The organism is Catellatospora sp. NPDC049111, from assembly GCF_040648615.1.
Classification (GTDB): Bacteria; Actinomycetota; Actinomycetes; order Mycobacteriales; family Micromonosporaceae; genus Catellatospora; species Catellatospora aurea.
Genome location: NZ_JBEZEB010000052.1, coordinates 1 through 21,342, shown reverse-complemented (window position 1 = coordinate 21,342; position 21,342 = coordinate 1). Strand labels below are relative to the sequence as shown.

17 protein-coding genes and 1 pseudogene are annotated in these 21,342 nt (G+C 72.2%); all 18 read left to right on the top strand.

What is annotated here, in order from left to right; genetic code table 11:
* Positions 1–379 precede the first annotated feature (379 nt).
* Positions 380–811 (top strand): division/cell wall cluster transcriptional repressor MraZ, encoded by a 432-nt coding sequence (gene mraZ, locus AB0B66_RS38800; protein WP_203687972.1) that lies wholly within the window; start codon positions 380–382, stop codon positions 809–811.
* Positions 812–1,010: 199 nt separating this feature from the next.
* Positions 1,011–1,994, top strand: a complete 984-nt coding sequence (gene rsmH, locus AB0B66_RS38795; protein WP_360539758.1) for a 16S rRNA (cytosine(1402)-N(4))-methyltransferase RsmH — start codon at positions 1,011–1,013, stop codon at positions 1,992–1,994.
* 171 nt (positions 1,995–2,165) lie between these two features.
* Positions 2,166–2,582, top strand: coding sequence for a hypothetical protein (locus tag AB0B66_RS38790; protein WP_360539756.1), 417 nt, complete (start codon positions 2,166–2,168; stop codon positions 2,580–2,582).
* 151 nt (positions 2,583–2,733) lie between these two features.
* Complete coding sequence (locus AB0B66_RS38785) at positions 2,734–4,986, top strand: penicillin-binding protein 2 (protein WP_360539754.1); 2,253 nt, start codon at positions 2,734–2,736, stop codon at positions 4,984–4,986.
* Between the two features lie 76 nt (positions 4,987–5,062).
* Positions 5,063–6,610 (top strand): annotated as a pseudogene (locus AB0B66_RS38780) (UDP-N-acetylmuramoyl-L-alanyl-D-glutamate--2,6-diaminopimelate ligase); the annotation flags it as partial.
* Positions 6,611–6,708: 98 nt separating this feature from the next.
* Positions 6,709–8,133: a UDP-N-acetylmuramoyl-tripeptide--D-alanyl-D-alanine ligase gene (gene murF / locus AB0B66_RS38775; protein ID WP_360539752.1), complete on the top strand. Its 1,425-nt coding sequence runs from the start codon at positions 6,709–6,711 to the stop codon at positions 8,131–8,133.
* Positions 8,130–9,239 (top strand): phospho-N-acetylmuramoyl-pentapeptide-transferase, encoded by a 1,110-nt coding sequence (gene mraY, locus AB0B66_RS38770; protein ID WP_360539750.1) that lies wholly within the window; start codon positions 8,130–8,132, stop codon positions 9,237–9,239. Before murF ends, mraY begins: the two co-directional genes overlap by 4 nt.
* A gap of 5 nt (positions 9,240–9,244) precedes the next feature.
* A complete protein-coding gene (murD, locus tag AB0B66_RS38765; RefSeq protein WP_360539748.1) occupies positions 9,245–10,642 on the top strand; it encodes a UDP-N-acetylmuramoyl-L-alanine--D-glutamate ligase in 1,398 nt (465 codons plus the stop codon).
* A gap of 150 nt (positions 10,643–10,792) precedes the next feature.
* Positions 10,793–12,313: a putative peptidoglycan glycosyltransferase FtsW gene (locus AB0B66_RS38760; RefSeq protein ID WP_360539746.1), complete on the top strand. Its 1,521-nt coding sequence runs from the start codon at positions 10,793–10,795 to the stop codon at positions 12,311–12,313.
* A complete protein-coding gene (gene murG / locus AB0B66_RS38755) occupies positions 12,313–13,443 on the top strand; it encodes an undecaprenyldiphospho-muramoylpentapeptide beta-N-acetylglucosaminyltransferase (protein WP_360539744.1) in 1,131 nt (376 codons plus the stop codon). Before AB0B66_RS38760 ends, murG begins: the two co-directional genes overlap by 1 nt.
* Before the next feature lie 26 nt (positions 13,444–13,469).
* Positions 13,470–14,939, top strand: coding sequence for a UDP-N-acetylmuramate--L-alanine ligase (gene murC, locus AB0B66_RS38750; RefSeq protein ID WP_360539824.1), 1,470 nt, complete (start codon positions 13,470–13,472; stop codon positions 14,937–14,939).
* Positions 14,939–15,748 (top strand): FtsQ-type POTRA domain-containing protein, encoded by an 810-nt coding sequence (locus AB0B66_RS38745; protein WP_360539742.1) that lies wholly within the window; start codon positions 14,939–14,941, stop codon positions 15,746–15,748. Before murC ends, AB0B66_RS38745 begins: the two co-directional genes overlap by 1 nt.
* A gap of 283 nt (positions 15,749–16,031) precedes the next feature.
* Positions 16,032–17,144 carry a cell division protein FtsZ gene (ftsZ, locus tag AB0B66_RS38740; RefSeq protein ID WP_360539740.1) on the top strand — a complete coding sequence of 371 codons (1,113 nt, stop codon included), beginning with the start codon at positions 16,032–16,034 and terminating at the stop codon, positions 17,142–17,144.
* 238 nt (positions 17,145–17,382) lie between these two features.
* Positions 17,383–18,126 (top strand): YggS family pyridoxal phosphate-dependent enzyme, encoded by a 744-nt coding sequence (locus AB0B66_RS38735; RefSeq protein ID WP_360539822.1) that lies wholly within the window; start codon positions 17,383–17,385, stop codon positions 18,124–18,126.
* A gap of 166 nt (positions 18,127–18,292) precedes the next feature.
* Positions 18,293–19,066, top strand: a complete 774-nt coding sequence (gene sepF, locus AB0B66_RS38730; RefSeq protein ID WP_360539738.1) for a cell division protein SepF — start codon at positions 18,293–18,295, stop codon at positions 19,064–19,066.
* A gap of 24 nt (positions 19,067–19,090) precedes the next feature.
* A complete protein-coding gene (locus AB0B66_RS38725; RefSeq protein WP_360539736.1) occupies positions 19,091–19,381 on the top strand; it encodes a YggT family protein in 291 nt (96 codons plus the stop codon).
* Positions 19,382–19,443: 62 nt separating this feature from the next.
* Entirely contained in the window at positions 19,444–20,223 is a 780-nt protein-coding gene (locus AB0B66_RS38720; RefSeq protein ID WP_120316109.1) for a DivIVA domain-containing protein, read from the top strand.
* A gap of 353 nt (positions 20,224–20,576) precedes the next feature.
* Positions 20,577–21,239 carry a hypothetical protein gene (locus AB0B66_RS38715; RefSeq protein WP_360539733.1) on the top strand — a complete coding sequence of 221 codons (663 nt, stop codon included), beginning with the start codon at positions 20,577–20,579 and terminating at the stop codon, positions 21,237–21,239.
* Positions 21,240–21,342 lie beyond the last annotated feature (103 nt).

Here is a 21,342-nt window from a genome sequence, read left to right as displayed (position 1 = left end):
GACGCTCCACCGATCGACGGCCGTATAACCGAGTAGTACCAACAGAGAGCTGTCAAGCACCCTCTGTCACCGCGTTACCACCTCCGGGTGATCGCGCGGAGACGGAGGGTGCATTTTTCTGCGCCGACTCCGGGTGTCAAAAAGATGACCTTGGTAACGCGGCGCGCCGCCCTCCATCGCTCGTTTACGGCCATGAGCTGCGCCTATGTGGAGCGAATCGGCACCCGGAAGGCTGAATCCGCATTGACCGTGGAGGGAAGTGGAGTAAAGTGGGGCGCAATGGCGGGCCGGATGGTCCGCCGGCCCCGGGGGCAACGCACGCCGACTCGTCCGCGAAACGAGACGGCGTCGGTGTCGGTGCTGGAGGGGGTGGGGGCCGATGTTCCTGGGCACCCATACTCCCCGGCTCGACGACAAGGGCCGGCTGATCCTGCCCGCTCGGTTCCGTGACGAGCTGGCAGGAGGTGTCGTGATCACCAAAGGGCAGGAACGCTGTCTCTACGTCTTTCCGACGCCGGAGTTCCAGCGCATCGCGGGCCAGTTGGCCGAGGCTCCGATGACGCACAAGGCGGCCCGCGCCTACAGCCGGGTCTTCTTCGCCAGCGCGCACGACGAGATCCCCGACAAGCAGGGCCGGGTCACCATCCCGGGCCACCTGCGGGAGTACGCGGGACTGGACCGTGACCTCGTGGTCATCGGCGCCAGCACCCGGGTCGAGGTCTGGGACAGGCTGGCGTGGGACGCCTACCTCGAGGCGAACGAGGACGAGTTCGCCGACATCGAGGAGGGGGTGCTGCCCGGCGGTCTGTGAGGACGGGGGTTCGGCACGCGTTCATGGCAGGCCGGGCTCGGCAGTCGTACCGCGAGATCTCCACCCGCTCCGGCACCTGGCGTCACTTCCCCGACGCCAGGCGCATCGCTCTCATCCTCGGCCGCGACGAGGGTGGGAACGGGGAAGCGGTTGGGGATCTGGCGGTACGACGAGGCACAGCGAAAACAGGGGGGTCGAGATGGTGGAGCCACGTGGCGTACACGTGCCGGTTCTGCTTGATCGATGCCTGGAGTTGCTGGCCCCCGCCCTGGACCGGCCCGGACGCGCACCCGGCGGACGCACGGTCTACGTCGACGGCACCACCGGGCTCGGCGGCCACGCCGAAGCCGTGCTGCTGGCGCACCCGGAGACCATCCTCGTCGGGCTCGACCGCGACACCGAGGCGCTGGCGCACTCGGCGCGCCGGCTGGAGCGGTTCGGCGACCGGGTGCACCTGGTGCACGCGGTCTACGACGAGCTGCCGCAGGTGCTGCCGAAGCTCGGCCTGGAGCAGGTCGACGGGATCCTGTTCGACCTCGGCGTGTCGTCGCTGCAGCTGGACGAGGCCGACCGCGGCTTCGCGTACGCGCAGGACGCGCCGCTCGACATGCGCATGGACCAGACCACGGGCATCACCGCCCAGGAGATCGTCAACAGCTACTCCCACCCGGACCTGACCCGGATCCTGCGGGTCTACGGGGAGGAGAAGTTCGCGTCCCGGATCGCGGCGGCGATCCTGCGCGAGCGTGCCAAGGCGCCGATCACGTCATCGGCCCTGCTGGCCGAGCTGGTGCGGGACTCGATCCCGGCACCGGCCCGGCGTACCGGGGGACATCCGGCCAAGCGGACGTTCCAGGCGCTGCGCATCGAGGTTAACGGCGAGCTGTCCACGTGGGAGCGTGCGCTGCCCGCCGCGATCGACGTGTTGGCGCCCGGCGGACGGGTGGTGGTGCTGTCGTACCACTCCCTCGAGGACCGGATCACCAAGCAGGCCTTCGCGGCCCGCGCCCGCAGCACCGGACCGGTGGACCTGCCGGTCGAACTGCCGGGCACCGGGCCGACGCTGCGCCTGCTGACCAGGGGCGGGGCCGAGATGGCGGCGGAGGCCGAGGTGGCCCGCAACCCGCGGGCCGCGTCGGTGCGCCTGCGGGCCGCGCAACTGATCGACAAACAAGGTCCCTGACCGGGGGCCGACAGGCTGCGAGCAAAGGGGGTAGGGATGAACGTGACACCGCTGCGGGCATCGCGCCGCAGCACAACGCCAGCGCAGGAGGCGTCGCGACCGGGGGGTCGGGCCGCGAACCTGAATGCGAAGGCGAGTGAGGAAGGCCGTTCCGGGGACCGTTACCGGACGGTGGGCAGTGCCGCGCTGGCGGTGCAGCCGGAGGTCGCGACGTCGCCGGAGGCACGGCGACCGCGGCTGCGGCTGGCTCCGCCGATGCCGGTGGCGGCGCCGCGAACGCCGTTCGTGCTGCTCATCGTGCTGGTCGTGGTCGCCGGGGTGCTCGGCATCCTGGTGCTCAACACCAAGATCGCCGAGAGCGGCATCCAGCTGACCGATCTGAAGCGGCAGCAGGCGCAACTCGACCTGCGCGAGCAGCAGATCACCCAGGAGATCACGGAGGCGGAGTCGCCGGGTCGCCTGGAGGCGGCGGCCAAGCGGCTGGGCCTGGTGCCGGCGGGCTCGCCCGCCTTCATCCGGCTCCCCGACGGCAAGATCATCGGAGTGCCGCAGCCGGCCACCGGCAAGCCGAGCATCACCAGCCAGTGAACGTCAGGAAGCCGGTGAACGGTTTCCGGTGGCCCGCCGTACGGGCGGGCCACCGGAACCGGCCGCCGGCGCAGCGGCACGGCTCCCCGGGAGCCGTGCCGCGTCTGCCTGTGTAGAGGACTGGCTGCGTAGTCGACGGGAGAGGGCGACGATGGCGCGACGCGACACCGACGAGCCGGAGGACCGGGGGCGTTACCGCCGCGGTGGTATCGGCGACGCGCGTGCCTTCACCCCGCGCGGGCGCACCACCCGTGACGGCGGCTCGTCCGCAGGTTCCGAGCCGGATCCGCAGGCCGAGGCCGAGCTCCAGCGCCGCCGGGCCGAGCTGCGCATGGTGCGCGGCGGCCGGGCCGAGGAGGGCCGCCCGCCGCAGCGCCTGGGCCGGGTCACCGGTGCCCCGTCGATCCGCCGCCCGCGCCGGAGCGACGCCGACGGCGGCGACATCGACGGCGGCTACTTCGACGTCGACGAGCCGGGCCGTGAGGCCCCGCGCCGCCGCACGGCCGCCGCCGGCCGGGGCCGTCCCGCGGCCCGTGGCGACCGCGAGTTCATCGGGCGTACGCAGGCCGCCCGCGCCCGCGAGCCACGCCGCGGCGAGCGGGCCGGACGGGGCCGCCCGCAGGACCGCCGGCAGCGCCCGGTCGCCCCGCCACCCGACCCGCCGAAGATGGGCGAGCCGCGCCGGCGGCTGCGCCTGGCGACCGCCGTGGCGCTGCTGCTGTTCGCCGCGATCGGGGTGCGGCTGGTGCAGTTCCAGCTGGCCGACGCGCCCGCGTTCGCCGCGCAGGGGCTGGAGGACCGGCTCGACAAGATCGTGCTGCCCGCGGCGCGTGGCGCCATCTACGACCGCACCGGCGAGGTGCTGGCCAAGAGCGTCGAGGCCCGCTTCGTGGCGGTCGACCCGGAGCTGGTCAAGGACCCCCGGACGACCGCCGCGGTGCTCGCGCCGCTGCTGGGCAAGGCCCCGTCGGAGCTGGAGCCGCTGCTGCAGAAGGGCAAGCAGGAGGTCAGCGGCGCGCCGATCCGGTTCCGCTGGCTGCTGCGCGGGCTGAGCGTGGCGGACGCCGAGCAGGTGCGCGCACTCGATCTGGACGGCATCATCGTCAAGCGCGACGAGCGCCGCGACATGCCCGGTGACGACCTCGCGGCGAACCTCATCGGGTTCACCGGCACCGACCTCAACGGCCTGGCCGGCATCGAGGCGCGCTACGACCAGCTGCTGCGGGGGCGCAACGGCGAGCTGCAGTACGAGACGGGCAACGGGGACCTGAACAAGCCCATCCCGGGCGGCTACCGCCGGGAGACCGTGGCGCAGCCGGGCAGCTCGCTGATGCTCACCATCGACCGCGACGTGCAGTGGCAGGCGCAGCACATCCTGTTCGAGAGCATGCAGAAGGTGAAGGCGGTCTGGGGCGCCGCCGTGGTGCTCGACGCCCGCACGGGGGAGGTGGTGGCGCAGGCCACGTACCCGACGTTCAACCCGGCGAACCCGGGCGCGGCCAAGCCGGAGGCGCTGGCCGACAACGCCACCTCGGTCGTGGTCGACCCGGGCTCGGTGCACAAGGCGATCGTGCTGTCGGCGGCCCTGCAGGAGGGTGTGGTCGAGCCCGACTCGACGGTGAAGATCGGTCCCTCGATCAAGAAGGGCGACCAGGTCTACTGGGACACCCACCAGTTCCCCGAGGGCACCAAGATCACGCTGCCGGGCCTGATGGCGTTCTCCTCGAACGTGGCCACCATCAAGATCGCCGACAAGCTGGGCGCGGAGAAGCTGTACGAGTACCAGAAGCTGTTCGGGCTCGGCCAGCCCACCGGGATCGGCGTGCCCGGCGAGTCCTCGGGCCAGTTGCAGGCCCCGGCGGACTGGAGTGGCACCTCGCACGGCTCGATCCCGATCGGCCACGAGATGGCGGTGACGCCGCTGCAGATGGCGGCGGCGTACGCGGCGATCGCCAACGACGGCACCTGGGTGCAGCCGCACCTGATCAAGCAGACCATCGCGCCGGACGGCAAGGTGACCGAACCCGCGCCGCCGAAGTCGCACCGGGTCATCAGCGCCGAGAACGCCGCCGCGCTGCGCGAGATCATGGAGGCGGTGACCACCGTCGACCAGGCCACCGGCCGGTCGGCGGCGCTGGCCGGATACCGCATCTCCGGCAAGACCGGCACCGGCTCGCAGGTCGTCAACGGCAAGTACGTCAAGGGCGAGGTCGGCTCGTTCATCGGCATGGCCCCGGCGGAGAACCCGCGCTACGTGGTCGCCGTGTTCGTCAAGACGCCGGGCGTCGGCGCGGGCGGCAAGGTGGCGGGCCCGGCGTTCCGCGACATCATGGCGTACACACTGCGGCACTTCAAGGTCCTCCCGAGCACGGTCAAGTCGCCCAGTTTCGTGACGCATTACTGATCCATGTCACTAGAAGTCAGACACAGCGGGCACAGGTGTGCGATGGGTCATGGGCCAGCGGGTAAGGTCTGACGCCGTGCCCGGGAAACTCAGCTCCACCACCGCACCGCTGCGGCCGGCCCACGTGGCGCCGGTCAGCCTCGCCACGCTCGCGAGCCTCGTGGAGGCGGCCCCGGCCGGCGACGCCGGGGCACTGGCCGAGGTCGAGGTGACCGGCGTCACCCACGCCGGCGACCAGGTGCGGCCCGGGGACCTGTTCGCGGCGCTGACCGGCGCCCGCCGGCACGGCGCCGAGTTCGTGCCCCAGGCGCTGGCGGCCGGCGCGGTCGCCGTGCTGACCGACGCCGCCGGAGCGGCCCACCCGGCGCTCGCCCCCGCGCTCGCGGCCGGAGTGCCGGTGCTCGTCGTCGCCGACGCCCGCGAGGCCCTGGGGCCGGTCGCCGACGCCGTCTACGGCTCGCCCAGCGCCGCGCTGACCGTCATCGGGCTGACCGGCACCGCGGGCAAGACCAGCACCGCCTATCTCGTGGAGGCCGGGCTGCGCGCGGCCGGGCACGTCACCGGCCTGATCGGCACCGTGGAGAGCCGCCTGGGCGCGCTCACCGTGCAGAGCGTGCGCACCACCCCCGAGGCTTCCGAGCTGCACGCCCTGTTCGCGGTGGCCCGGGAGAACGGTGTCACCGCGGTGGTGATGGAGGTGTCCAGCCACGCGCTTAAGCTGGGCCGCGTCGGCGGGGTGCGCTTCGCGGTCGGCGGCTACACCAACTTCGGCTCGGACCACCTCGACTTCCACCCCGACTCCGAGGACTACTTCCAGTCGAAGGCGCGGCTGTTCGACGGCCGCTGCCGGGTCGAGGTGCTCAACTTCGACGACGCGGCACTGCTGCCGCTGCGCCGCCCGGACACGATCACGTACTCCGCCGTCGGCGACCCGGCCGCCACCTGGCACGCCGCCGACATCGTCGAGCAGGGCTTCGGCCAGCACTTCACCGCGATCGGCCCGGCCGGGCCGGTGCCCGCGGCGGTCCGGCTGCCCGGCCGCCACAACGTCGCCAACGCGCTGCTCGCGCTGGCCTGCCTTACGGCCGTCGGGGTCGACCCGCGCACCGCCGCCGCCGGCGTCGCGGCCTGCCCGGGCGTGCCCGGCCGGCTGGAGCAGGTCGACGCGCCCGGCCCGGTGGTCGGCGTGGTCGACTACGCCCACAAGGTCGGCGCGATCGAGGCCGCGCTGCTGGCGCTGCGCTCGCTGGCCGACGTCCGCGGCGGTCGGCTGATCTGCGTGCTGGGCGCGGGCGGCGACCGGGACACCGGCAAGCGCCCGCTCATGGGCGCGGCCGGGGCGCAGGGCTCCGACCTGCTCATCGTCACCGACGACAACCCGCGCACCGAGGACCCCGCGCTGATCCGGCAGGGCGTGCTCGCGGGCACCGCGGGTTTCGGAGCCGAGGTCGTCGAGATCGGCGGCCGTCGGGCCGCCATCGCCGAGGCCGTGGAGCGGGCCAAGGACGGCGACGTCATCGCGCTGCTCGGCAAGGGCCACGAGACGGGCCAGGAGATCCAGGGTAAGGTCCTGCCCTTCGACGACCGGATCGAGCTGGCGGCCGCGCTGACCGCGCGCTTCGGCTCCGAGACCGCCGCCGCGCCGACCGGCGACGCCGCCGGACACGCCGTGGCGGCCGAGCAGCACCCGGCCGACCGGGCCGCCGAGCAGGAGGAGGGCCGATGATCCCGCTGACCCTGGCCGAGATCGCCGCCGCGGTCGACGGCACGCTGCACGGCGGCGACCCGTTGGCGCGGGTGACCGGCACCGTGGAGTTCGACTCGCGGAAGATCGGAACCGGCGGCCTGTTCGTCGCGTTCGCGGGGGAGAAGGCCGACGGGCACGACTTCGCGCCCGCCGCCGCGGCCGCCGGCGCGGTGGCGGTGCTCGGCACGCGCCCGGTGCCCGAACTGCCGACGATCGTGGTCGCCGACCCGCTGGCCGCGATGGCCAGGCTCGCCCGCGCCGTGCTGGACCGCCTCGACACCACCGTCGTGGCGATCACCGGCTCGTCGGGCAAGACCACCACCAAGGACCTCATCGGCGGCCTGCTGAGCGGGCTGGGCCCGACCGTGGCCCCGCCCGGCACCTTCAACAACGAGCTGGGGCTGCCGTACACCGCGCTGAAGGCCGACGCCGACACCCGCTTCCTGGTGCTGGAGATGGGCGCGCGCGGCATCGGGCACATCAAGGACCTCTGCGAGATCGCTCCGCCGAGCATCGGCGTGGTGGTCAACGTCGGGGTGGCGCACCTCGGAGAGTTCGGTTCGGTGGAGGGCATCGCCCTGGCCAAGTCCGAGATCGTGCAGGCGCTGCCCGCCGACGGGCTGGCCGTGCTCAACGGCGACGACCCCCGGGTGGCGGCGATGGCGGGCGTCACCGCAGCGCCGTCGGTGCTGGTGGGCCAGGCCGAGAACGCGGACCTGCGGGCCGTGGACGTGGTGCTGGACGAGCGCGGGCGTCCCTCGTACACCGTGGTGCGAGGGGCTGAGTCCGCGCGGGTGGAACTGGGTCTGACGGGCGCGCACCAGGTGGGCAACACGCTGCTGGCGGCGGCCGTGGCGCTGCGCTGCGGCATGCCGTGGGCCGAACTGCCCGTGGCGCTGGCCCGGTTGCGCGCCGTCTCGACCCGAAGGATGGATGTTTTCGACCGTGCCGACGGTGTCACGGTCATCGACGACTCGTACAACGCGAATCCGGCCTCGACGGCGGCGGCGCTGCGCGCGCTGCACACCCTGGGCGGCGCAGGTCAGGCGGGGCGGCGCACCGTTGCGGTGCTCGGCTACCACGCCGAGCTGGGCCCGGCGGAGCGCGACGGCCACGCGGAGGTGGGAGCGCTGGCGGCTACGCTCGGCGTCGGCCTGCTGATCGTGGTGGGCGAGTCCGCCGCGCCGATCCTCGACGGCGCGGCCTCGGTGCGGCATTGGGAAGGTGAGTCGGTGCTGGTCAGCGATCAGTCCGCGGCGATCGGCGTGCTGCGGGAGCGGCTGCGGTCCGCAGACGTCGTACTGGTGAAGGGTTCGCGCTACCGAACCTGGGACGTGGTGGACGCACTGCGCGAGACGCGCGCCCTGGCGGGCGCGAGTGACGGAGACGGCCACCGATGAGATCCATCATCGTCGCGATCCTGGTGGCGTTCGCGGTATCCCTCTTCGGCACCCCCATTGCCATCAAAGCCTTCACCCGGCTCAAGGCGGGCCAGCCCATCCGCACTGACGGACCGCAGGCCCACCTGGGTAAGAAGGGCACGCCCACGATGGGCGGCGTGGTGTTCATCTTCGCCACGGTCATCGCCTACGTGGTGGCTCACCTGAGCCTGACCACCCTGCCCGAGAAGCAGATCGCCCAGATCACGCCGACCATCACCGCCCTGGTGCTGCTGGGCCTGTTCGTGTTCTCCGGCGCGGTCGGCTTCATCGACGACTTCCTGAAGGTGCGCCGGCGCAACAGCGGCGGCCTGAACAAGCGCGGCAAACTGCTCGGCCAGCTACTGGTCGGCGCGGCGTTCGGCATCATCGCGCTGAGCGACCCCGGCTCGAACACCGAGACGGTCGGCTCCACCAAGATCTCGTTCATCCGGGACATCGACTGGCTGGACATCGGCAAGGTCGCCGCGATCGTGCTGTTCGTGTTCGTCGTGCTCGGCGCGACCAACGGCGTGAACCTGACCGACGGCCTGGACGGCCTGGCCACCGGCACCTCGGTGATGGTGATCGGGGCGTACAGCTTCATCGCGGCCTGGCAGTACCAGCACTGGTGCGCCGACACCTCCGGCTACGCCTCGAACCCCACCAACTACTGCTACTCGGTACGCGACCCGCTGGAAGTGGCGATGATCGCCGCTGCGGCGGCCGGCGCGCTGGTCGGCTTCCTGTGGTGGAACACCTCGCCCGCTCGCATCTTCATGGGCGACACCGGCGCGCTCGCGCTGGGCGGCCTGATCGCGGGCCTGGCCATGTCGACGCGCACCCTGCTGCTGCTGCCGATCATCGGCGGCCTGTTCGTGATCATCACGATGTCGGTGGTGATCCAGGTGATCTCCTTCCGGACGACAGGAAAACGTGTCTTCCGCATGTCGCCGCTGCAGCACCACTTCGAGTTGGCAGGCTGGAGCGAGGTCAACATCGTCGTCCGGTTCTGGATCGTCGGCGGCATCGGCGTGGCGATCGGCCTGGGCATCTTCTACAGCGACTTCCTGCGCGTGATGGGGTGACATCGATGTACGAGGGCCGTTCGGTGCTGGTGGCCGGGGCGCGGGTGGCCGGAGCCGCCTGCGCCACCGCCCTGGCGGGCCTCGGCGCCAAGGTGACCGTCGTCGACCGGGCGGCCTCGGAGACCACCGAGCGGCTCGCGGCCACGGGCATCCCCGTGGTGATCGGCGAGCCGGACCCCGGGCAGTTGCTGTCCGGGGTCGACGACCTGGTCGTCACCCCGGGTATCCCGCCGCACCATCCGCTGGCCGTGGCGGCCGCGGCCGCCGGCATCGACGTGTACAGCGAGCCGGAGCTGGCCTGGCGGCTGCGCAAGCCGGACGGGCCGCGCTGGCTCGCGGTGACCGGCACCAACGGCAAGACCACCACGGTCACCATGCTCGCCGCGATCCTGAAGGCGGCGGGCCTGCGCACGGCGGCGCTGGGCAACATCGGCGTGCCGCTGGTCGACGCGCAGGCCGGCGGCCCGACCGGGTACGAGGTGCTGGCCGTCGAGCTGTCCAGCTTCCAGCTGCACTGGTCCTCGACGCTGGCCCCGCACGGTGGGGCGATGCTCAACCTCGCCGACGACCACCTGGACTGGCACGGCGGCTTCGACCACTACGCGGGGGCCAAGACCGCCGTGTGGCGCTCGGCGGCCACCGGAGGCACGGCAGTCGGCAACCTCGACGATCCGCGCGTCAGGGCGCTGCTGGAGGGGCTGCACGCGGCCCGGGTGACCGGCCCGCTGGTCGGGTTCACCCTCGACGTGCCGCCGCCCGGCTGTGTCGGCGTGGTCGAGGACGTGCTCGTGGACCGCACCGGTGCCGGTGACGCCCACGAGCTGGCCACCCTGGCCGACATCCACCCGGTCGGCGCGCACAACGTCGCCAACGCCCTGGCCGCCGCCGCGCTGGCGCTGTCGGTGGGCGTGCCGCACGAGGCGATCCGGCGCGGCTTGGCCGGCTACGTGCCCGAGCCGCACCGCAACGCGAAGGTCGCCGAGGTCGGCGGCGTGACCTGGGTGGACGACAGCAAGGCGACCAACCCGCACGCGGCCCAGGCGTCGCTGACCTCGTACGAGCGGATCGTGTGGGTGGCCGGCGGGCAGCTCAAGGGCGTCGACATCGACGAGCTGACGGCGCGGATCGCGCCCCGGCTGGCCGGTGCGGTGCTGCTCGGCGTGGACCGCGCCGAGATCGCCGCGGCATTGGGGCGACACGCGCCGCACCTGCCCGTGGTGGACGTCGCCCGCACGGATGATGGGGCGATGGCGGAGGTCGTGCAGGCGGCCGCGCGGCTCGCCGAGCCGGGCGACACCGTGCTGCTCGCGCCCGCTGCCGCGTCCCTGGACATGTTCCCCAGCTACGCCCGCCGCGGCGACGCGTTCGCCGAAGCGATCCGCGCTCTGTCCGCGGCCGGCTGACAGGCCGCCGTTTTGCATAGACGTTGGCCTATCACGTCGAAAATGAACGGCTCGTATTCGATGTCATAGGCCAACGTCGATCGCAAGCCGAGCTCCGCCCGCACAACAGAACAGCACCCGTCCGCAGCGGCCGAGATCGGAGTCCTCTCGATGACCGGTGACGCCCGTACGGCAGCCCCGCCCGCGGAGGCGGCCACGCCGGCTCCCCGCGCGCTGCGGGTGGACCTGTTCACCTGGCTCGCCGCCCTGCGCGGCCTGCTGTCCCGCCCACTGGCCTCCTACTACCTGCTCCTGGCCAGTGCCGGCCTGCTCCTGGTCATCGGCCTGGCGATGGTCTACTCGGCGACCAGTGTCGCGGCGTACAGCGCCAGCGGCAACGCGTTCGCGGTCATCGCGCAGCAGGTCATCGCCGCGGTCGTGGGCCTGGCCGCGTTCTGGGTCTGCCAGCGCCTGCCGCGGCGCACCTTCCGGGCCATGGCCCCGGTGGCGCTGACCTTGTCGATCGTGCTGCTGGTGCTGATGGACGGCATCGCGCTGCTGTACGCCTCGAAGGTGCTGCCCAAGCCCCAGATCGGCTTCATCCACTCCGAGACGCTGTGGCTCTACCTCGGGCCGGTGCAGTTGCAGCCGTCGGAGCTGGCGAAGTTCGCGCTGGTGCTGTGGGGCGCGGACGTGCTGACCCGCAAGGGCAACTCGATCGTGCGCCTGAAGGAGCTGTTCACCCCGCTGTTCCCGCTGGTAGGCCTGCTGTTCGTGCTGGTCGGATACACCGACCTGGGCACCATGCTGTGCCTGCTGATCCTGTTCGTCGGCCTGCTCTGGGCGGCCGGCACACCGATGCGCTACTTCGGCATGCTGATCGGCACCGGTCTGGCCGGCATCGCGCTGCTGATCGTCGCGCCCGGTCTGGGCGGCTACCGGTCGGACCGGTTCGGCGCGTTCTTCCAGACCGACGCGGAGATCATCAGCTGCACCGCCAACGACGACACCTGCTACCAGTCCAAGCAGGGCCTGCTGGCGATCTCCGACGGCGGCTGGTTCGGGGTGGGGCTGGGCAAGAGCAGCCTGAAGTGGAACTGGCTGCCCAGCGCGCACAACGACTTCATCTTCGCGGTCATCGCCGAGGAACTCGGCGTGGTCGGCTGCCTGGTGGTGCTGTCGCTGTTCGCCGTGCTGACCTTCACCGGGCTGCGCATCGCCCGCCGGGTCAACGACCCGTTCCGCCGGATGGCGGCCTGCGCGGTGACGCTGTGGCTGGTGGCGCAGGCGGTCATCAACATCGGCGGGGTGGTCAAACTGCTACCGATCACCGGCCTGCCGCTGCCGTTCATCTCCGACGGCGGCACGGCCCTGGTGGTGACCCTGGCGGCGGTCGGCATGCTGGCGTCGTTCGCCCGCGCGGAGCCGGATGCGGCGCGAGCCCTGCATGCCCGTCCGGCCCCGAAGTGGGCCCAGCTAGTGTGGGCCCCGTTGCCACCCCTGCCGTCGCCGGCGCGACCCGCCGACGCGGCGGCCGCCGCGACCGCGGCGACGGGGGTGGCCAAGGCGCGCGAGCCGCAGGCGAAGGAGCCGGCGTCGCGCGCGGGTGGCCAGTCCCCGGGGGACCGCCGTTCGGGCGGCGCGCCGGGGCGAACCACCAAGGCAGGTGGCCCGGGTGAGAGGAGACGGTGATGGTGTCAGGTGACGGCCGGTTGCGGTCGGTGGTGCTGGCCGGTGGTGGCACCGGCGGGCACATCTATCCGCTGCTGGCGTTTGCGGACTGTCTGCGCCGCCACGACCCGGACCTGCGCATCACGTGCCTGGGCACGCCGCGCGGCATGGAGACGGAGCTGATCCCGGCGGCCGGCTACGACCTGCGGCACATCCCGGCGTACCAGCTGCCCCGCTCGGTGAACATGAACCTGCTGCGCACCCCGGACCGGATGTTCCGGTCCACCAAGGCGGCGCGCGCGGTCCTGGACGAGGTCGAGGCGGACGCGGTGGTGGGCTTCGGCGGTTACGTCAGCGTGCCCGCCTACCTGGCGGCGTGGCGGCGGCACACGCCGATCGTGATCCACGAGGTGAACGTGCCGGCCGGTGTGGCCAACAAGATGGGCATGCGCTTCACCGACCACCTGGCGGTGGGCTTCCCGCACCAGCCGCGCCAGGACGAGTCGCTGCGCGGCGCGACCGTGGTCGGCGTGCCGCTGCGCCAGTCCATCGCCACGCTGGACCGGGTGGCGCTGCGCGAGCGGGCCCGAGCCCACTTCGGGCTGGACCCGCACCGGCCGACGCTGTTCGTGTTCGGCGCGTCGCAGGGCGCGCGCTCGATCAACCTGGCCGTGGCCGCCTCGGCGAAGGCGCTGACCTCGGCGGGCGTGCAGGTGCTGCACGTGATCGGGGCCCGCAACGAGGACTTCGACGTGCCGAGCGACCTCGACGCGCCGTACGTGCGGGTCAAGTTCATCAACGAGATGGAGCTGGGCTACGCCGCCGCCGACCTGGCGCTGTGCCGCGGTGGTGCGATGACCTGCGCGGAGACCGCCGCGCTCGGGGTGCCCGCGATCTACGTCCCGCTGCCGTACGGCAACGGCGAGCAGCGGCGCAACGCGCTCCCGGTCGTTGAGGCTGGTGGTGGACTTATCGTGGATGACGGCGAGCTGACCCCGCAGTGGATCGAGCAGAACGTGCTGCCACTGGTGACGGACCCGGCCCGGCTGGCCACGATGGGCTACGCGGCCGCGGCGTACGGCCGGCGGGACGGCGACGAGCAGCTGCGCTCGTTCCTGCTGAACGCGCTGGCGTCGGCGAAGCGAAACTAGGGAGGCGTGCAGTGGAGACGGCGGAGATGATCCCGGCGGGTGTGCTCACCGCGGAGGACCTGGGCCGGGTGCACATGATCGGCGTCGGCGGCGTCGGCATGAGCGGGCTGGCCCGTCTGCTGCTGACCCGCGGCGTGCCGGTGTCGGGTTCGGAGCTGCGCGAGTGGCCCGCGCTGGCCGCGCTGCGGGCGCTGGGCGGCACCATCTACATGAGCCACGACGTGTCGAACCTGGACGGCGTCGACACGGTCATCTACTCGACCGCGATTCCGGCCGACCACGTGGAGCTGGCCGAGGCGCGCAAGCGCGGGCTGCGCGTGCTGCACCGCTCGGAGGCGCTGGCCGCGTCGATGACCGGGCGGCGCACCATCGCGGTGGCCGGCACGCACGGCAAGACCACCACCACCTCGATGATCACCCTGATCATGCAGCAGGCCGGGCTGGCGCCGTCCTTCGTGATCGGCGGGGAGATCTCCGAGGTCGGCTCGAACGCCCACCACGGCACCGGGGAGTTCTTCGTCGCCGAGGCCGACGAGAGCGACCGGTCGTTCCTGCTGTACCGGCCGCACGTGTCGATCATCACGAACGTGGAGGAGGACCACCTCAACACGTACGGCACACTGGCCAACCTGGAGGACGCGTTCGTCGAGTTCGGCACGCTGGTCGAGCCGGACGGCTTCGTGGTCGCCTGCGCCGACGACCCGGGCGCGATGCGAGTCACCGCGCGGCTGCGCGAGCTGGGCCGCACCGTGTACACCTACGGCGAGTCGCCCGAGGCGGACCTGCGGCTGACCGAGATCACCACGACCGCCGCGGGCGTGCGCTACCTGGCCTCGCTGAACGGGCAGGAGCTGGGCGAGTTCTCCATGCCGGTGCCCGGCCGGCACCTGGGCCTGAACAGCGCCTCGGCCGTGCTCACCGCGCTCAAGCTCGGGGTAGACCCCGAGGTGGTGGCGGCCGGGCTGGCCGCGCACCCGGGCGTGCGGCGGCGCTTCGAGCTCAAGGGCATCGTGGGCGGCGTGCGGGTGTACGACGAGTACGCCTACCACCCGACCTCGATGACCGCCGCCCTGCACACCCTGCGCGAGGTCGCCGGCGACGGCCGCCTGGTCGTGGTGTTCCAGCCCTACCGCATGTACCGCACGCGGGACCTGCAGGAGGAGATGGCCGCCGCGCTGGCGCTGGCCGACGAGGCCGTGATCATGGAGGTGTTCGGCCCCGGCGAGGTGCGCGAGCCGGGCGAGGGCGGCGTCGCGCTGACCGCGGCCGTGCCGCTGCCGCCGGAGCGGAAGATCTTCGTGCCGTCCTGGGAGGACGTGCCGGGCGAGGTGGTCCGCCGGGTCCGCGAGGGCGACGTGGTGGTGACCATGGGCGCCCCGCCGATCTCGCTGATGGGCGACGAACTGATGGCCGCCCTGGCCGGGCGCGCCGAGCCCGTCTCCCCGAACGGCTACGTCGCCCGCCACGCCTCGCCGGACGCCCGAGAGTCGGCCTGATGCCGGAAGGCCCCGACGACGGATCGCGGCGGCGCTGGCGGCTCGTGCGGGCCGGCACCGACGCCGTCCCGCCCTGGGTCCGGCAGTTCATGCGGCGTACCCGGATCCCGCTCTCGCGGGCGGGCCGGGTCCGCCGCAACCGGCGGATCGTGGCCCGACTGGGCCTGGCGACCGGCGCGCTGCTGGTGCTCGGCGCGCTGGGCTGGCTGATCTTCGTCTCGCCGGTGCTCGGGGTGCGCGAGGTCTACGTGCAGGGCGCGCTGATCCTGGAGCCGGACCAGGTGCGCGCCGCCGCGGCGGTGCCCGACGGCACCCCGCTGGCCCGAGTGGACACCGACGCGGTGCGCGCCCGGGTGGCGGCGCTGGCCCCGGCCCGCGCGGTCACCGTGTCCCGCAGCTGGCCGTCCACTCTGGTCATCGAGGTGGTCGAGCGCACACCGGTCGGCGCGGTGCCCAACGGAAAGAAGTACGATCTTTTCGATGATCATGGTGTGATCTACCGTACGGTCTCCGGCGTCCCGTCCGGCGTCGTGCGGGTGCAGTTGGCCACGCCCGGCCCACAGGACGTCTCCACCCAGTCCGCGCTCGCGGTGCTGCGGTCGCTGACCAAGCGGCTGCGGTCCGAACTGGTCACCCTGGTCGTCGAGGGCCCGGCGCGGATCAGGCTGGAGATGTCCGGAGACCGGGTCGTGACCTGGGGCGACGCGGAGAACAGCGACGACAAGGCGAAGGCGGCGGACGCCCTGCTGGCCAAGCCGGACAAGCGCATCGACGTCAGCGGCGTGCCGGAGGTCGTGACCCTCGGCTGAGCCGTCCGGCGGCCGTCGCGGCGGCGACGTGCGCGAGGTCTCCATAGTGGAAGGCGAGACACGCCGCAGTGGTCCTTGGATCACAGCGTGCCGACGCTTACGTTTCCGTACAAGACAATGATTGACATAACCGTAAGGCTCTAGTAGAGGTTTAGGGTTCCCGCCCCGAACCGCTGCCGGAGCGGCAGTGACCGGAGGTCCGCCTCCGCCGCTGCGGCAAGCTAGGCCGGGTGGGGGTGTTGCCCTCGCCCTTGTGGCACAAGAGCCTCGAAGGAAGGGTCCGATGACACCTCCGCACAATTACCTCGCGGTCATCAAGGTCGTCGGCATCGGCGGCGGTGGCGTCAATGCCGTCAACCGCATGATCGAGGTCGGCCTCAAGGGCGTGGAGTTCATCGCCATCAACACCGACGCGCAGGCGCTGCTGATGAGCGACGCCGACGTCAAACTCGACGTGGGCCGCGAGCTGACCCGGGGCCTGGGCGCCGGGGCCAACCCGGACGTCGGCAAGAACGCCGCCGAGGACCACCGCGACGAGATCGAAGAGGTGCTCAAGGGCGCCGACATGGTATTCGTCACCTGCGGCGAGGGCGGCGGCACCGGCACCGGCGGCGCGCCCGTGGTGGCCAACATCGCCCGCAAGCTCGGCGCGCTGACCATCGGCGTGGTGACCCGGCCGTTCTCCTTCGAGGGCAAGCGCCGCCAGGTGCAGGCCGAGTCCGGGATCGAGGAGCTGCGCAACCAGTGCGACACGCTCATCGTCATCCCCAACGACCGGCTGCTGGCACTCGGCGACCGCGGCATCACCATGATGGACGCGTTCCGCCAGGCCGACCAGGTGCTGCTCTCCGGTGTTCAGGGCATCACCGACCTGATCACCACGCCGGGTCTGATCAACCTGGACTTCGCCGACGTGAAGAGCGTCATGAGCGGCGCGGGCAGCGCGCTGATGGGCATCGGCAGCGCCCGCGGCGACAACCGCGCGGTCGAGGCGGCCGAGCGCGCCATCTCCAGCCCGCTGCTGGAGCAGAGCATGGACGGCGCGCGCGGCGTGCTGCTGTCCATCGCGGGCGGCTCCGACCTGGGCCTGTTCGAGATCAACGACGCGGCGCAGCTGGTCACCGACGCGGCCCACCCGGACGCGAACATCATCTTCGGCGCGGTCATCGACGACGCGCTCGGCGACGAGGTGCGGGTGACCGTGATCGCGGCCGGCTTCGACGGCGGTTCGCCGTCGTACAAGCCGGTGGAGATCCCGCGCAAGGTCACCCCGCCGGTGGAGGCGCCGACGCTGCGCCACCCGACGCCGACCAACAGCACTCCGCCCGCGCAGTCGCAGCGCAAGGTGCTGTTCGACGACGTGGATGTGCCGGACTTCCTGAAGAACGGCTCTTAGCCCTTGGGGCGGTCGCGTACCGCACCAAGGTCATTCGACTTGCCTGGCACCTGGCCGAAAGCGGGCTCAAGATACGCACATGTGCCCGGCAACTCCGATGATCTAGGGCGGCGCGGCCGGTCTGAGCGGAAGCTCGGTGTGAAGAAGGGATCGTGACCCGCTCAGCGGCTCTCGTGATCGAAGCTCCGGTCATGCGGTATGAACAGCATGACCGGAGCTTTCTTCGTACCTGGAGTGGATCTTGACTGACGAGCAGCGGCGCGAGCAGATCGCGGCGAACCTGGCCGCCGTGCGCGAGCGCATCGCGGCGGCCGCCGCGCGGGCCGGACGCGCCCCGCAGGAGATCACCCTGGTCGCGGTCACCAAGACCTACCCCGCCGCCGACGTGCTGCACCTGGCCGCGCTCGGGGTGGCCGACGTGGGGGAGAACCGCGACCAGGAGGCCGCCCCCAAGGCCGCGCAGACCGCCGCCGCAGGGGTGGACCTGCGCTGGCACTTCATCGGGCAGCTGCAGCGCAACAAGGCCCGCTCCGTGGCCTCGTACGCGGCGATGGTGCACTCGGTCGACTCGGTGCGGCTGGCGGCGGCGCTGGGGGCCGCGGCGGCGCGGGCCGCCGAGCAGGGCCGGCCGGGGCCGCTCGACGCGCTGGTGCAGATCAGTGTGGACGGTGACCCGGACCGGGGCGGGGCACTGCCCGCCGGCGACGATCCCGATCGGGCGCTGAGACGTGTCGCGGACGCGATAGCCGCCGACCCGGCGCTGCGGCTGCGCGGCGTGATGGCGGTGGCGCCGCTGGGCTGGGCGCCCGAGCGCGCCTTCGCCGAGGTGGCCCGGTGCGCCGCGCTGATCCGGGCGGCGCATCCTGATGCGACGGTGGTGTCCGCGGGCATGAGCGACGATCTCGACGAGGCCGTGGCGTGCGGCGCGACACATGTGCGCATCGGCAGCGCAATTCTCGGAATGCGACCACCCCTGCGGTAGCCTGGCGGTCGCACCGAAATTACACGAGTGTGGTTAACCCACGTGAGTGAAGATGAAGTGCGGCAGGCACTGGCTTGGTGGCGGGCTTTGATGGAGAGCTGGTGTCTGCGCGAGAGCGGCACAGGCACGGGGGTTTGTGCCGCACGGCGGACGGAGGGGCGCGGCAATGGGCGCACTGCGGAAGGCGGGTGTCTGGCTCGGGCTGGTCGAGGACGATGACGAGCACGAGTACGACGAGCCTGCCTACGACAAGGGTTATTCCTCCGGTTACCGCGACCGCGGGGGTCGCCGCGGCGACCGGGCGGAGGACCGCTACTCGCGTGACGGGGGCCGGTACAACGACGACTTCGAGGACGACGACGACCTCGACGAGGCGCCGTCGGTTCCGCGTACCCGGATGGCGGCCGACCGCAGCGGTTCGGCCCGGCTGGAGGCCGCCCGCGAGTCGGCCCGGGCGGAGGCCACCCGGCTGAACGTGGAGGCGCGCCTGGAGGCGGCGCGGGCCGAGCGGGCCACGGTCCGCCCGATCACCCGTCCGCTGACCGCGGCCCCGGCCACGGCGTCGGCGTCGGGTGGTACCACCGCGGTGCGCGACAACCTGGCGCTGGCGCCCCAGGTGCAGCCGCAGCAGCGGGTGGCGGCGACGGCCGAGGACGACCGGCGGCCGCAGATCACCACGCTGCACCCCACCACGTACAACGAGGCGCGGCAGATCGGGGAGCGGTTCCGGGACGGCACGCCGGTGATCATGAACCTGACGGAGATGGACGAGGCGGACGCCAAGCGTCTGGTTGACTTCGCTGCGGGACTCGCATTCGGGTTGCGGGGTACGATCGAGCGCGTCACCAACCGGGTGTTCCTGCTCTCACCGGCCAACGTCCAGGTAACCGCCGAGGACAAGGCCAAGATCGCCGAGGGTGGGTACCTCAACCAGAGTTAGTCCTACCGAGGGACTCCGACTGTCGTGTTTTCGCCTGTGCTGCAGGTCGTGTACATCGCGATCTACGTGTTCTACCTGGTGCTCCTGGCCAGGTTCGTGATGGGGTACGTGCTCTCGTTCAGTCGGCGCTGGCAGCCGGCGCGGGGGTCGGCGGCCGCGCTCGAGGTGGTGTGGAGCGTCACTGATCCGCCTCTCAAAGCGTTGAGGCGTGTGATCCCACCGTTGCGCATTGGTACCGTGAGCATCGACCTGAGCTCCATCGTCCTGTTGATTATCCTTTTCGTGCTGATGTTTATCGTCGAGGGACTGCTCTGACGGGTGACCCCCATCCGTTCGAGCGTTCCTCAACGCGGCCGCGACTGACCCGAGGAGTTTCGATGCCGCTCACCCCGGCCGACGTGCACAACGTCGCCTTTAAAAAGCCTCCGATCGGCAAGCGGGGGTACGACGAGGAGGAGGTCGACGCCTTCCTCGATGAGGTCGAGCGCGAACTCGCCCGTTTGATCGAAGAGAACAGCGAACTGCGCATGCAGGTCGAGCGCGGCGGCGGTGGCCGCCCGGTCGGTCCCGGCGGCCCCGACCCGCGGCTGGCGGCGGAGCTGAACGAGATGAAGGCTCAGCTCGACCGCATGCAGCGCGACAAGTCCGCGGCCGAGCAGGCCGCCCGCGCCATGCAGAACGAGCTGGAGCAGCTGCGCGGCGGCGGCATGGCGGCCGCGGCGGCGATGTCCGGCCCCGAGGGCGAGCAGCAGGCCCTGCGCGTGCTGATGATGGCCCAGCGCACCGCCGACGACCACGTGTCCGACGCGCGCCGCGAGGCCGACAAGGTGCTGTCCGAGGCCCGTTCCAAGGCCGAAGAGGTCACCCGGGACGCCCGGGCGAAGGCCGACGCGCTGGAGCGCGACGCCCGCCAGCGCCACCAGGAGGCGATCAGCGGCCTGGACGCCAAGCGCACCGCGCTGCAGCAGCACATCGACACGCTCAAGCAGTTCGAGCGGGAGTACCGCACGCGCCTGAAGGCGTACCTGGAGAGCCAGCTGCGCGACCTGGAAGGCCGCGGCCAGAGCCTGGAGGCCGAGATCGGCCGCGAGGACCGGCCGGCCGGCGGTGGCCTGGCCGCTGCCGGCTCCGGTTCGGGCTCCTTCAACGGCCGCTGAGGCGGCTTGGCCACCGGGTGGCACGACCGGCGTCCCACGGGCGGTCCGTTTCGGCGGACCGCCGGGGCGCGGCCGGTCTCCCGGCGGCCTGAACCACACCAGTAACACCCCTCACGCACAGCCAGTGTCACCGCGGCAGCCTCACCCCTCGTCGCTGCCGTCGCACCGCAATGGAAAACGGGCCTGGGTGCCTCCGAGCCGGGAAACGGCGCGGCGCCCCGGGTTCGCCGGTGTGGGACCCTCCCGCGCCGGTAGCGAGACGGCGGGTTCGTGAGCGCTTCCCCCCGGGTGATGCCCAGGAGCGTGTCCCGGACCAGCCGAGACCTGGATCGCCGACGCGGCGGGGGTGAGCTGTGATAGTCGCAAGTCTGCTGCTCATCCTCGTTGCCGTTGTGCTGCTCGTGCTGGGGCTGACGGACGGATCGAGCGGGTTGCTCGTCGGTTCGATCGGCACCAGCCTGCTGGCCGCGGTCGCCCTTGTGGTGGGCGCACGCCAGGCTGCCGCCGCGCGTGCCGCGGCCGGGCTCCTCGACGATGACGAGGACGAGCAGTTCGACGGTGACGAGGATGACGAACCGGTCGGCCGGCGTGCCGGCGGCCGGGCTGTGGTGCCGCCCAGGGTTCCTGAACGGGACGACTGGGACGACGAGCCGGCGCGCCAGCCGGTGCTCGGCCGCACCGACACCGAACCGATGTCCGCCGGATACCAGCAGACCGAGGTCATGCTGCCGGCGCAGGGCTCGGGCGGGCGGGCCGACGATTTCGACGACGAGGACCCGCCGGACGAGCCGGTGGCCCAGCGCGTCTCGCCGGCCGACGCGGCGCGGATCGCCCGGATGTCGGCGGACGTGCTCGTGATCGACGGCCGGCCGCGCTACCACGTGGCCGGGTGCGTGCACCTGCTGGGACGGCCGTACGAGCCGCTGCCGGTCTCCGAGGCCGTCGACCTGGGCTTCAGCCCCTGCGGTCTCTGCGAGCCGGACAGCGCGCTGCTGGCAGACGCACGCCGGGTCTGATCGGCTCCGGTCCTCCGCTGAACGACGGCGGTAGACGGACCGCCCCGCGCCCCCCCCCCAAGGGGGGGGGCCGGGGGGGGGCGGGTAACCCGGGGCCCCCGAA

Coding starts and splice junctions, on each gene's coding strand:
- murF (WP_360539752.1), top strand. CDS start 6,709: ATGATCCCGCTGACCCTGGCCGAGATCGCCGCCGCGGTCGACGGCACG.
- AB0B66_RS38760 (WP_360539746.1), top strand. CDS start 10,793: ATGACCGGTGACGCCCGTACGGCAGCCCCGCCCGCGGAGGCGGCCACG.
- murD (WP_360539748.1), top strand. CDS start 9,245: ATGTACGAGGGCCGTTCGGTGCTGGTGGCCGGGGCGCGGGTGGCCGGA.
- murG (WP_360539744.1), top strand. CDS start 12,313: ATGGTGTCAGGTGACGGCCGGTTGCGGTCGGTGGTGCTGGCCGGTGGT.
- murC (WP_360539824.1), top strand. CDS start 13,470: ATGATCCCGGCGGGTGTGCTCACCGCGGAGGACCTGGGCCGGGTGCAC.
- rsmH (WP_360539758.1), top strand. CDS start 1,011: ATGGTGGAGCCACGTGGCGTACACGTGCCGGTTCTGCTTGATCGATGC.
- AB0B66_RS38785 (WP_360539754.1), top strand. CDS start 2,734: ATGGCGCGACGCGACACCGACGAGCCGGAGGACCGGGGGCGTTACCGC.
- AB0B66_RS38720 (WP_120316109.1), top strand. CDS start 19,444: ATGCCGCTCACCCCGGCCGACGTGCACAACGTCGCCTTTAAAAAGCCT.
- mraZ (WP_203687972.1), top strand. CDS start 380: ATGTTCCTGGGCACCCATACTCCCCGGCTCGACGACAAGGGCCGGCTG.
- sepF (WP_360539738.1), top strand. CDS start 18,293: ATGGGCGCACTGCGGAAGGCGGGTGTCTGGCTCGGGCTGGTCGAGGAC.
- ftsZ (WP_360539740.1), top strand. CDS start 16,032: ATGACACCTCCGCACAATTACCTCGCGGTCATCAAGGTCGTCGGCATC.
- mraY (WP_360539750.1), top strand. CDS start 8,130: ATGAGATCCATCATCGTCGCGATCCTGGTGGCGTTCGCGGTATCCCTC.
- AB0B66_RS38745 (WP_360539742.1), top strand. CDS start 14,939: ATGCCGGAAGGCCCCGACGACGGATCGCGGCGGCGCTGGCGGCTCGTG.